The following is an 11,930-nucleotide window of genomic DNA, read 5'->3' as shown; positions in this document are numbered from 1 at the left end:
GTTTGGGTTCGCTGAACCCAAACGCGCACCGGTGGTCGTGCCGGCGTCGAGTGGACCGGGCCAGTCCCGAGACTTGACGAAGGCATCCCGGCCGACGTCCCCCGTCACGCCTCCTGCCTGCGCCGGAGGTCGCCGATGAGCCAGCAGCCCGGCAGCCTGACCCGCCAGCAGCTCTACGACCGGATCCGCGAGAGCTCGAAGGACGAGGTCATCCTCGAGGAGATGATCCGGCTCGGCTTCTGGCCGGACGGGGAAGCGCAGCCCAACCCGCCGGACGACCTGATCCGCCGCCGCGGCGAGATCGCCCGCGCCCTCGCCGACCTGCACCGGCGGGAGGCGGCGTGGCGCGACCCGGAGGCCGCCCTCAAGGAGATGCATCGCCGCCGCAAGAAGGCGGCGCTGGAGCGGCGGCGCGAGACGCGGCTGCGCAACGCCCGCGACCGCCACGCGCGGGCGCAGGCATGGCACGCGCGCCGGGAGGCGGAGATCCTCCATCTCGGCGACGGGGTCTCGGCCGGCCTCGCGCACGCGGACGCTCCGGGGCGGGGGCCCGCCCCCGGTCTCCCGTCCCTGGCGAGCCCGAAGGCGCTGGCCGAGGCCATGGGAATCGGCCTCGGCGAGCTGCGCTTCCTCGCCTACGACCGGGCGCTCAGCGCGGTGAGCCATTACCGGCGCTTCACCATCCCCAAGAAGGCCGGCGGCCTGCGCCGCATCTCGGCGCCGATGCCGCGCCTGAAGCGGGCGCAGTACTGGATCCTCGACGCGCTCCTCGCCCACGTCCCCGTGCACGCGGCGGCCCACGGCTTCGTGCCCGGCCGCTCGATCGTCACCAACGCCGCCGCCCATGTCGGGCGGGACGTCGTGGTCAATCTCGACCTCAAGGATTTCTTCCCGAGCCTCGATTACCGGCGGATCAAGGGGAAGTTCCGGGGCCTGGGCTACGCCGAGCCGGTGGCGACCGTGCTGGCGCTGCTCTGCACCGAGCCGGACGTGGACGCGGTTGAGATCGACGGCGCCCGCCTCTACGCCGCCCGGGGGCCCCGCCGACTGCCGCAGGGCGCGCCGACGAGCCCCGCGCTCACCAACCTCGTCTGCACCCGGCTCGACGCCCGGCTCGCCGGCCTCGCCGGCAGCCTCGGTTTCACCTACACGCGCTACGCCGACGACCTGACCTTCTCGGCCTCCGGCGAGGCCGCCGGGAAGGTCGGCGCGCTGCTCAAATACGTCCACGCCATCGTCGCCGGGGAGGGCTTCACCGTCCATCCGGACAAGACCCGCGTGATGCGCCGCGGCCGGCACCAGGAGGTGACCGGGCTCACCGTCAACGAGCGGGTCGGCGTGCCCCGCGAGACCCTGCGCCGCTTCCGCGCCCTCCTGCACGGGCTCGAGCGGCACGGGCCGGCCGGGCGCCGCTGGGGCGCGGCCGGCGAGGCGGGCGTGCTCCGCGCCGCGGTCGGCTTCGCCCAGTTCGTCCGGATGGTCACGCCGGAGACCGGCGCGCCGCTTGTCGCGCAGGCCCGCGCCCTCGCGGACCGCCATTCGGCCCCGGTGACGGCGCCCCGGCAGCCGGACTTCCGCGCCCGGTCCGCGCGGGGCGAGGTGCCCCTCGCCCGCTGGTGGGTGCCGGCCCCCCGCCCCGCGCCCGAGCCGGACCCGATCCTGGCCGAGGCCGAGGCGGCCGCGGCCAGGGCTGCGGCCGCGCCGGTGCCGGGCCGCAGCGGCGTGCCGGCCTCGGGGCGCCCGCGCCTCGGCGCCCCGGAACCGGCCGCCCGCGCGGAGGCCGCGCCGGACGCGGAGCCCGACGACGCCCCGATGAAGCCCTGGAAGGTCGTCCTGGGGATCTTCGTCCTGTTCCAGGCGGCCGCCCTGCTGCACCCGGCGCTCGGGCTGCTCGTCCTCGCGGTCGCCCTGCTCCTCGGCCTGCGACGCCTGCTGCGCCGCTGGCGCCGGCGCCGATGAGCCCGGCCCGGAGCCTCCCGGCCGGGCACCTCCGGACCAGCCTCGCCGCGCTCTTCGCCCTGGCCCCGGTCCTCTCGCTCGGACCGGGGGCGTCCCGGGCCGACGAGGCGCCCGCCGCACCCGTCTTCAACAAGGCCGAGGCCGCGGAGATCGCGGCGCCGCTGCGGCAGGACCCGGCCTTGCTGCGCAGCTTCGGCACCTGCCCGGCCGACACCTTCGCGCGGGAGCGCCCGTTCTGGCGGTGGGCGTTCGCGCCCCGCCGGCCCACCGAGCGCCGCTGCGCGCGCGAGCCCGCTTCCTGCTACGCGCTCTGCACCCGGTGGTCGAACGCGCCGGCCTGCTTCGACCTCGCCCTCGCCCTGGAACACCACTCCCTCGACGTCGCCGACATCCTCGACAAGGAGCGGCTCTACGCCCTCGCCTGCGCGGGCGGGTTCCCGGCGGGCTGCACCAACCGGGCGGCCGGGATCCGGAACGGCGGCTACGCGGAGGATCCCTTCCGCGCCGCGCCGCGCGCCGACACGGATGCCTGCCTCGCCCGGAGCTTCCGCCTCGATTGCGACCGGCGCGGCGCCTGGGGCTGCGCCATGCTCGGCCAGGCCTATCGCCTCGGCGAGGGCGTCGCCGCCGAGGCGTCCCGGGCCCGGGCGGCGTTCGACATGGCCTGCGCGATTAACCCGGACTTCGCGGCCTGCACCTTCGCCAAACGGCAGCTGGCCGAGATGGGCGCGCCGTGAGCGCCGGCGACGCCGGACCGGCTTCCGACGCCCTGCGGGCCCTCTACGGGCGGGTCGACCCAATGCCCGAGGGGCCGCCGGCCCCGGGCCACGCCCGCGCCTCCCTGTGCGTGGACGTGGGCGACGGGGACGACGTCGCCGCCGCCGAGCGCTGGATGCTGGCCCATGCCGGCCGGCTCACCCGCGTGCGCAGCACCGGCTGCGGCTGCTGCGTGATCGGCTGGGACATCGAGGGGCCGGCGGCGCTCATCGCCACCCTGCCGGCGGCGCTCGAGGCAACCTCCGACTGGGCCGGCCCGGCCGCGGCCCCGCGGCGCGCGGCGAGCGCGCGGGGCCGGCGCTTCTGGGCGCACGGGTGGGAGCGCTGGTGGGAGCGCTGGGTCCGCCGCCGCTGAGACGCGACCGACACGCGGCCCCGACGGGGAGCCTAGCGCGGTTCCGCGACGGCCTCGGCGCGGTCCAGCACCGGCGGCGCCGGCCTCTGCTCCGGGATCAGCCGGTCCGGCGCCGCGCCGCGCTCGAGAGTGGCGACCGCCAGGGGCGCGCCGCGGCCGCGCAGGGCGTGCGTCCCCAGCCCGCGGGCGCGGACGCCGTCGGGCAGCCGGACCAGCCGGTCGAGGAGATCCTGCGAGATCAGGATGCCGACGCCCAGCGGGCGGCACAGGGCCTCGATCCGCGCCGTCACGTTCACGGCGTCGCCGAAATACGCGATCTTGTGGCGGTCGACCCCGACTTCGGCCGTGACCACCGGACCGCCGTGCAGCGCCGCCCGCAGCCGCGGGACCGTCCCGAACCGGGCTTGCCAGGCCGCGGCGTCGGCCTCGATCCGGTCGAGCACCGCGAACACGCAGGTGACGCAGCGCGCGTCCTTGAGGCCGCGCTTCATCGGCCACGTGATCATCGCGAGGTCGCCGATGAAGTCGTCCGTGGAGCCGGCGTTGCGCCGCACCGGCTCGGCGAGCGTCGCGAACACGGCGCTGAGATATTCCTGCGCGCGCAGGTCGCCGTGGGTCTCCGCGAAGGCCGTCGAGCCGACCACGTCGAGGAACAGGAAGATCCGCTCCTCCTGCACCGGCTTGTGGTAGCGGCCGATCATGAAGTTCACGAACACCTCGCCGCCGATCAGGTCGCGCATGCGCATGACGAAGACCAGCAGGGCCGACACGGCCAGCGAGTAGGCGAGGAACCGCGGCGTGATCCGCACCGCCGTGGACAGGCTGTCGGCGGTGAGGCCGAAGGTCCAGACGACCAAGCCGCCGAGCGCGCAGCCGAGCGTGATCAGCACCACGTAGAGCAGTTCGGCAGCCAGCATGTAGACCAGCGCCGGCAGGCGGCGCAGCCGCGTCTGGACGCCCGACAGGGCCAGGCCGGGCACGAAGGCCAGCACCGTCCCGCCCACCGCCAGGGCGTAGACCAGGCCGGCGAGCATCGAGGCCCCGCCGACGAAGAGCAGGTTGTAGAGGAGGCCCGCCCCGCCGGAGGCGAGGAGGAGGGTCAGGGCCCAGAGCCAGCGGTACTGTGGGAGCATGGGCGGTCGGCGGGGTCGAGCGTGGCGGTGAGCACGGTTGGACCTACGCGATGGCGGGGGGCGAAGGCGAGAGGGGGGCGCCGCGACGGGTGGATCGGGCTGACGCCCTCGGGCTGGCCGGTCGCCCGTGACCGATCCGGAGCGATTCGCGCCGTCGAGAGCACGCTGGAGATCGTGCCCTACGGCCGCGGGGAGGCCTATGTCCGTATGAGGACGGCGTGGGGCAACCGTCATTTCTGCAGCCTCTACGCCGTCTTCCGGGCAGAGGCCGACGTTCTAGTCCACGAAGGGAAGGCCTCGGACGGACGAGCCTGCCGGATGCGCATCGTGCTCAAGGACGGGATATTCAGGACCTCGGTCCGAGACCTGAAGACCGGGGAACGCTTGCAGGATCACCTCCATCCAGCGCCGGCGGCACTGGACTACAAAGGAGAAGGTGCGCCTCGTCGAGGAGACCTATCTGCCCGGTCAGTCCGTCTCGCTCGTCGCCCGCCGCCACGGGCTGAACGCCAACCAGCTGTTCACGTGGCGTCGGCTGATGGAGCGCGGCGCGTTCACGGCCGCCGGKGCCGGTGAAGAGGTGGTGCCAGCCTCYGAGYTKCGKGMTGCCTGAGCCACAGATCCGTGAGCTGCAGCGGCTCCTGGGCAAGAAGACGCTCGAGACCGAGATCCTGCGCGAGGCGATGGAGCGGGTCGCCGCCCCCAAAAAGTTGCCCTCGCGCGTGACCTCNCAGCGGCTCCTGGGCAAGAAGACGCTCGAGACCGAGATCCTGCGCGAGGCGATGGAGCGGGTCGCCGCCCCCAAAAAGTTGCCCTCGCGCGTGACCTCGTGGCCGGGGGGACGGCCGGTGAGCGCTGTGGCCGCAGCTTTGMGCGTGTCGCGCCCGCACCTCGCCTCGTCCAGGCAGGCCTCCCCCGYCYGGAAGCCCAKGSGCCGACGSGGCCGTCCGCCTGCACCCGACGCCGCGTTGCTCGGCGCGATCCAGGCGCTCATCGCCGATCTGCCGACCTACGGCTATCGGCGCGTCCATGCCCTTCTGCGCCGGCAGGCCGAGCGGGAYGGKCGGCCTGCGCCGAACGCCAAGCGGGTCTACCGGGTCATGAAGGTGCACGGCCTCCTGCTCCAGCGACATGCGGGCGGAGCCGAGACGCGCCGCCACGAGGGCAAGGTGGCGGTGGCCGTGCGCAACACGCGCTGGGCGGGTCCCCGCCCGGTCTCCGACCGGGTGGCATGCCCGCTGCTCGGACGGGCTGGAGATCGCGGCAGAGAACGGTGAGCGTGTGCGGGTCGCCTTCGCGCTCGACTGGTGCGATCGGGAGGCAATGAGCTACGTGGCGACCACGGCGGGCATCACGGGCGAGGACGTCCGCGACCTGATGGTAGCCGCCGTCGAACACCGCTTCGGGCCGGTCAACCAATTGCCGAGCCTGATCGAGTGGCTGACTGACAACGGCAGTTGCTACGTAGCCCGCGACACGCGCCGCTTCGCCCGCGACCTTGGTTTGTTGCCAAAAACGACGCCGCTGGAGAGCCCGCAGAGCAACGGCATGGCCGAGGCGTTCGTGCGAACCTTGAAACGCGACTACGTGCGTGTCTCGGTACTACCGGACGCCGAGAGCGTGCTGCGCCAGCTTCCTGTCTGGCTGGCGCACTACAACGATCTTCACCCTCATCGCGCGCCGGGCTACCGCTCGCCGCGCGAGTTCATCGCCCGATCAACCCAGGAGACCTTGTCCGGTCTTTAGGGGGCAACAACAACAGGCCAGGATGATACGCAGGCGCGAAACCAGCGCCTGCCCGGTCTCGTGTCGCCGCAGCAGGCGCTGGATCTCACCCTGCTCCTGCTCGCTGAGATCGAGAGAGACGGCCTTTGAGCCACGCAACATGGCGCACCTCCATCAGGAAGCACCTAACGATCCGCCCACCCGACTAAACTGTCAAACCTCTATTAACTCAAACCACTCGAGCTATCACCGGGAGAAGAACGCTAGCGTTTACCAGCGGTCATAGCGCCGCTTAAGCTCCGCGGTTCGCGCTTCCGTATGCCCGAGTAAGCAGGTGGCGATAGCTGGATAAGTCCCTGTACCGCCATGCCACTCATCGGTGATGAGATCGCCGCAGTCGGCATCGCGGAAGCGCATCCAAGTCTGTTGAGCAAGTCTGAGCTCCTCCTGCCACTTCTTACCGTTATCCTCGCTGCTGATCGCCTTCATGGCGCGTGCGTAAGTCGCGTTCAATTTCTTATCTGCGATTTCCTGGGCTCGACCCAGGCAAGCGGTCATCCCTGGGCTGATTACCTCAGAACAGGCAGCATCGAGTTTGCCCGCAACATCTACGTAGGCCTTCGACAGCGCCTTCGCTGCATCCTCACCATGACGGTTCAGGCAGGCGTCTATTGTATTGTCATCCATGCAGGCCAAGGGCGGCGGTTCTTTCGAGGCTGATGGCGCCGCATCATTCGGCGCAGCGTATGCCGCGCTAAGAAAGCCGGCAGATAAAATAATAGAGAGAGCGAGATCCTTCATCGTCGACACCTTTATGTTCCGCGGATACTGCCTTAGCGTTTTCGCCAATTCGTCCGGCGCGGTGTATATCAATCTCAAACTAAATTCATCGAGGGCGAGAAACGGGGACGTTAAGGCCAGGAGGGGCCCAAAGACCGCGTCACAAATCTATTCGCGGTCGTAGCGCCGCTTAAGTTCTGCTGCTCGCTCTATGGTATGCGCGACCAGACAGGCTGATCCCGCTGGACCGGCGCCTGTACCGTCCATCCACTCGAATGATATGACATCGCCGCAGTCGGCATCCCGAAATCGAAGCCAAGCCTGTTGTGCGAGCTTGAGTCTTTCGCGCCATTTGCGGGCCGCGTCATCGTCGCTGCCTATCGACTTCATCGCACGGGCGTAGGTCTCATCGAGCTCCTTGTCCGCGACTCGTCGAGCACGCTCCAAGCAATCGCCGATGGCCGGGCCGATCACCTCGAAGCACATCGGAGCGACCTTTTTGGATGCGTCGGCGTAAGCCTTAGACAACATATTCCCAGCCGCTTCGCCATGGCGGCTCAGGCATGAGGTTGGGTCGTCCGAGTCACATGTCTCAGCGGCGGACGCACTTGGCGCTGCAAGGGCCATGGGCACGAAAGTCACGCTGGCCACTGCGCCAGCAAATGCACCGGCAAGGGTGCGAAGAGCGGCCTTGCTCATACTGCTACCTGATCTGACTGTAATACTGCAAAAAACCACAGATTTCGGGCCGTAATGTTGAGATGTGTTGATCGTGCAGAATTTGCGATCTCGAAGCACGAACTGCGATTGCTGCAATTGCCACATGGCCGGACCGCGCCTCACATGAGGCGCAGGTTGGATCACTTGGTTTCCGGAGCCTCAATAGTAACGCCCCGGAATGAAGCGAGTACGGGTCGCGTTCCAGTGACCTCTCATGTAGCCAACCGGCCGATTGGTGGCATGGCAAGCGGGGATCCACCTCGTGCCGTGATAGCAGAGTTTGCCGTAGCGGCTGAGCCAAGCGACGTTGGACACGAGGGGCTGATCGGAGGTTGTGAGTGCCTTATCCAGGGCGATAATAGGTCCCGCATTCGCCGCGCCGATCGAGGCGATCGAAAGGGCTGCGGCAACAACAATGGACTTCATGGCTTGCTGCTTTCGTTAACAGATGGCGCATTGAAAAGATCTAATTTGATCTGGGGCGATCCGGTTGATTTCGCCGGTTCGCTGCGGGAGTACATATCTCCGACCTCAGAAAGCTTAGGTGCTTCAGAGCACGTCAGCTGCGGCGCCTCATTCGGTCTCCGCGCTGAAGAGCATCTCTCTCACAGCAGCGGCAAGGAGCCCGTATTCAAAATACTTGACAGCGACAGCGGTAGCTTCGGAGTTGCAGTGTCACGGACCGGCGGAAGACCAGCCGCCGGCGGCCAGCTCGATCCGGTCGCCGTACGATTCGAGCATCTCGTCGCGGTCTGGCCGGATGGCCTCGTCGGGAGCCGGGCCCGGGATGCCCGCGCCCTCTTCGAGGCGCTGTCCGAATCCGAGCAACTCGCGGCGATCGCCGCGGCACGGGCCTACGCGGCACACGCTCAGCGCAAGCCGGGCTACGCCTTCGCGTCGCAGACGTGGTTGCGCCAGACCGACTTCGCCCCGCTGCCCAGCCCGGGGCGCCGCACAGCCGCGTCTTCGTCCGCGACGACTCGCCCGGATGGGAAGCGTGGGCCGTACACTACCGGCGCCTCGGCGGACCGATGATGACCCCCATCCACATGGGCGGCCAGGACGGCTGGCGCTTTGGGAGCCCGCTGCCGCTCACGGCAACCTCCGCGGCCTGATCGTGGCCGCTCCTCATCCGCTCGGTCCGCGCAATCGACCCTCTGATCAGGAGAGCCCCATGTCCGATTCCCCCGACGACCTCCTCAGCCTCACCGCCGGCATCGTGGCGGCCTGCGTCAGCCGGCAGGCCGTGACCGCAGATGCGCTGCCCGGGCTGATGCGCACAGTCCGCGACGGCCTCGTCGCGCTCCAGGACCTGGCGCCGGCCGCGGCGGCGGCCAACCCCGAGGGCTTTCGCCTGACGGCCACCGAGATCCGCAAGTCGATGAAGCCCGACGCGCTGATCAGCTTCATCGACGGCAAGCCGTACAAGACGCTGAAGCGGCATCTGACGTCTCACGGTCTGACCCCGAAGGACTACCGCACGCGCTTCGGCCTGCCTGACGACTATCCCATGGTCGCCGCCGGCTACGCCGCAAAGCGCTCGGCGCTCGCGAAGGCAATTAGGCTGGGCGTGCCCGGCGCACAGATGGGGCGCCAGCCAAAAGAGTGATCGAAATGGAGAGGTATGACCGCAAGCCCCGGGGCAACGAGGACTCCAAAAGGAAATCGCCTCGAAAAGCCAAAAATAATGCAGGCTGACGGCCACCTGACGCAGCCACTATGGCTATACCATGTATCAGCCCGTCGACGCCAAAGACCATATGAACCTCTATCAAAATGCATGCCGTTGATACAGCAAAACGAGCACGTTTACGGATTATTAACGTTTCTGAATTTTTTCTGCGAAGTCAGAATTCGGATTAAAAAGACTTGATTGATGATTATTACTGTACCTGACCGTTGTCGCGCGGCGCTGCTTGCCGGGATCGCATTTTCGACGCCGGCTGCGACCGCTCGCGCCGAGGGTGCGGCCTGGAGTCTCTATTCAGACAAATCAACCAGCATCTCGATCCCATTTGCTTCCCCCATTGTCTTTGCAGACAACGGTCAGGGCGCCACCATAAATCTCAGCTTTGGATCTAGCACAACAACCAGTCCTTTTCAGCTCGATACAGGATCAACCGGAATCGCTATCGGCAAGGACTCGACAGTTTGGCAACCTGATCCTGGTCAAAAGTCGATTGGCCCAGGCATGATCAACTATAGCAGCAGCGACCGATATTTATACGGTGATCTTTACGAGATGACCGTCAATTTCTACGACAAAAATAATAAACTTGCGTCAGCGGTTGTTCCGATCCTTAGAGTAACATCTGAAATCCATAAAGGCGCCCCGGTGACCGGTCGGATCACCACTCAGATGTTTGGTGTTGGCTTTGGGCGTGAGGCAGCCGGCTTTCCAAACGGAACGCCCGACGCCAACCCCTTACTCAATATTGACTGGATCGCTAACGGTGACGCATCTAAGCTCGTACGTGGTTATGTTGTTACGCAGAATGGCATTGAGCTAGGCCTAACCGCTGCTAACACGCAGGGGACTACATTTGTGAGATTGGCGGCCGGACCGCAGTCAGGGAACGCAATCGAGTGGCAGATGACGCCGGGCGACCTACGAGCGGGAGGCGCCATCGGCTCTGGGACAATCTTGCCCGACACCGGCGTTTACACCGCCTACGTTAAGATCCCAGAAGGCAGTAGCATCAAGCGCGGCGAGAATATGCCGAATGGAACTCTCGTAACCGTTTACATACCGGGCCACTCGAGCCCACCGGTGGCATTGTACAGCTTTAGGGTCGGCGACACGGACAATCCGCTCGCCCCGGTTGGCCCCGTTTATGCCGAGGGCAAATCGACAAACGACACGGGCGCAACGTATATTAATACAACGATCACGATCCTACGGGGTTTTAATCTCATCTATGACGCTGACAGCGGCTTCGCAGGCTATCAGCGCATCTTGCCTGAGAGCGCTGACCTCCTTGCGAAGCCGATGATCGCGCTGCAGGGCAGCCTAAGCTTGGCCTCGCAGTTCAGAACCGGGCTTCCCGTGTTCCTAATGAGTACTACGGCGCTGAACCCGTTCGATGTCGCGAGCCTCGGCGGCGACATTTTTGGGCCCGGCGGTCTGATCAAGGCTGGCCTAGGCACCCTCGAACTCGCTGGGACCAACACCTATGCAGGCGGTACCGCGGTCTATGGCGGTACCCTCGCGGTCTCCCGCGACGCCAACCTCGGCGCCGCCGGCACCGGTCTGATCCTCGGCGGCGGCACCCTTGAGGTCCTCACCGATGGCTTTACCACCGCACGCCCGCTCACACTCACCGGCCTCGGTGCCCTGCAGATCGACCTCGGCAACGCCACCTTCGCGGGCTCGATTGCCGACGGTAGTCAGTCGGGCACCCTCGTCAAGACTGGACTTGGCACCGCAATCCTATCGGCTTCCAACACATTCACGGCCGGCACCGTCATCAGCGCCGGTACCCTGGCCCTGACCGCCACCGGCAGCCTCACCGCGCCGGTCCTCGTCGGCTCGGCGGCGAGCTTCCTCAATGCCGGGCTCGTCTCCGGCAGCGTCGCCAATCTCGGCGTCCTGGCCAACAGCGGCACCGTCGCGGGCGGCCTCGCCAATGCCGGTCTGGCCCTGAACACTGGCATCATCGGCGGCGGCGCGACCAACACCGGCAGCCTAGTTAACGTCGGCACTCTCGCGGGTGGGCTGAACAACGCAGGAACCACGCTCAACAGTGGCTCCATCACCGGCGGCGCGGCCAACACCGGCAGCCTGGTCAATGCCGGCATCCTCGCGGGCGGACTGAGCAACACCGGCACCGCCCTCAACACCGGCACCATCGCCGGCGGCCCGACCAACAGCGGCGTCCTGAGCAACGCCGGCGCCATCGGCGGCGGCGTTGCGAACACCGGCATGCTGTCCACCAGCGGCATGATCAGCGGCGGCTTGACCAATGCCGGCACCGTGCTCGCCAGCGCCGGCCGCATGGCCGGCACCGGCCCCTTCGCCAACGCCGCCGGCGCGACGCTCGCCGTCACCACGGGCGGCAGCTACAGCCTCGCCGGCCCCCTCGCCAATGCCGGCCTCGTCGCCGTCGCCCAGAGCGCCAGCCTCACCGCCTCCGGCGGCCTCAGCAAYGCCGGCCTCGTCGCCAGCGACGGCACCCTCACCGCCGACCTGACCAACACCGGCRTCGCCCGCCTGTCCGGGCAGTTCAACGGCACGMTCACCAAYRCCGGCCTCGTGCAGATCACCGGCCCGCTCGCCGGGCTGACCGGCCTGACCAACACCGGCGCCCTCGACCTCGGCGGCACCGCCCTCACGCTCACCGACCTCGCCGGMCCGGCCTCCGCCGTCCTSGGCAACGGCGCCCTCACGGTCTCCAGTGCGGCCGCCTCGACCTACGCCGGCGCCATCCTGGAGACCGCGAGCCCGACCAGCCTGACCAAGGCCGGCCCCGGCACGCTCCTGG

General features: G+C 68.1%; 10 protein-coding genes and 2 pseudogenes. 7 read left to right on the top strand and 5 right to left on the bottom strand.

All coding sequences use genetic code 11. From position 1 onward, the window contains the following. Positions 1 to 135 precede the first annotated feature (135 nt). From ASG32_RS21910 to ASG32_RS21900, 3 genes are read left to right on the top strand one after another with little or no spacing between them, the layout of a single operon-like run. Positions 136 to 1,959: a reverse transcriptase family protein gene (locus ASG32_RS21910; protein WP_056530651.1), complete on the top strand. Its 1,824-nt coding sequence runs from the start codon at positions 136 to 138 to the stop codon at positions 1,957 to 1,959. Further along, positions 1,956 to 2,696, top strand: coding sequence for a hypothetical protein (locus ASG32_RS21905; protein WP_056530648.1), 741 nt, complete (start codon positions 1,956 to 1,958; stop codon positions 2,694 to 2,696). Before ASG32_RS21910 ends, ASG32_RS21905 begins: the two co-directional genes overlap by 4 nt. After that, positions 2,693 to 3,091, top strand: a complete 399-nt coding sequence (locus ASG32_RS21900) for a hypothetical protein (protein ID WP_056530643.1) — start codon at positions 2,693 to 2,695, stop codon at positions 3,089 to 3,091. Before ASG32_RS21905 ends, ASG32_RS21900 begins: the two co-directional genes overlap by 4 nt. A 32-nt stretch (positions 3,092 to 3,123) precedes the next feature. On the opposite strand, the gene ASG32_RS21895 is transcribed toward ASG32_RS21900, so the two are convergent. After that, on the bottom strand, positions 3,124 to 4,224 hold the full coding sequence (locus ASG32_RS21895; protein ID WP_056530639.1) for an adenylate/guanylate cyclase domain-containing protein: 1,101 nt from the start codon (positions 4,222 to 4,224) through the stop codon (positions 3,124 to 3,126). A 391-nt stretch (positions 4,225 to 4,615) separates the two neighbouring features. Here ASG32_RS21895 and ASG32_RS35295 point away from each other — a divergent pair. Together ASG32_RS35295 and ASG32_RS21885 are read left to right on the top strand one after the other, a co-directional pair. Then, a pseudogene (locus tag ASG32_RS35295) lies at positions 4,616 to 4,954 on the top strand (transposase); the annotation flags it as partial. A gap of 1 nt (position 4,955) precedes the next feature. After that, positions 4,956 to 5,970, top strand: a pseudogene (locus ASG32_RS21885) (IS3 family transposase); the annotation flags it as partial. Positions 5,971 to 6,219: 249 nt separating this feature from the next. Here the strand turns inward: ASG32_RS21885 and ASG32_RS32800 are convergent. The 4 genes from ASG32_RS32800 to ASG32_RS34045 all read right to left on the bottom strand — a co-directional run bounded on the left by ASG32_RS32800 (position 6,220) and on the right by ASG32_RS34045 (position 8,277). After that, complete coding sequence (locus ASG32_RS32800) at positions 6,220 to 6,750, bottom strand: lysozyme inhibitor LprI family protein (protein ID WP_157862035.1); 531 nt, start codon at positions 6,748 to 6,750, stop codon at positions 6,220 to 6,222. A 147-nt stretch (positions 6,751 to 6,897) separates the two neighbouring features. Next, positions 6,898 to 7,554 carry a lysozyme inhibitor LprI family protein gene (locus ASG32_RS32795; RefSeq protein WP_082557996.1) on the bottom strand — a complete coding sequence of 219 codons (657 nt, stop codon included), beginning with the start codon at positions 7,552 to 7,554 and terminating at the stop codon, positions 6,898 to 6,900. Positions 7,555 to 7,608: 54 nt separating this feature from the next. After that, positions 7,609 to 7,875, bottom strand: a complete 267-nt coding sequence (locus ASG32_RS34050; protein WP_157862034.1) for a hypothetical protein — start codon at positions 7,873 to 7,875, stop codon at positions 7,609 to 7,611. Positions 7,876 to 8,124: 249 nt separating this feature from the next. After that, a complete protein-coding gene (locus tag ASG32_RS34045) occupies positions 8,125 to 8,277 on the bottom strand; it encodes a hypothetical protein (RefSeq protein WP_157862033.1) in 153 nt (50 codons plus the stop codon). A gap of 346 nt (positions 8,278 to 8,623) precedes the next feature. Here ASG32_RS34045 and ASG32_RS21880 point away from each other — a divergent pair, with 346 nt between their 5' ends. Then, positions 8,624 to 9,058 (top strand): MucR family transcriptional regulator, encoded by a 435-nt coding sequence (locus tag ASG32_RS21880; protein WP_056530633.1) that lies wholly within the window; start codon positions 8,624 to 8,626, stop codon positions 9,056 to 9,058. Positions 9,059 to 10,219: 1,161 nt separating this feature from the next. After that, positions 10,220 to 11,930, top strand: a 1,711-nt coding sequence (locus tag ASG32_RS32790; protein WP_244492103.1) for an autotransporter-associated beta strand repeat-containing protein, incomplete at its 3' end; no start/stop codon positions are given.

The sequence above is a fragment of the Methylobacterium sp. Leaf361 genome (assembly GCF_001424445.1).
GTDB lineage: Bacteria > Pseudomonadota > Alphaproteobacteria > Rhizobiales > Beijerinckiaceae > Methylobacterium.
Note: the sequence above shows the minus strand (reverse complement) of the source record. Positions and strands in the feature narration are given on the sequence as shown.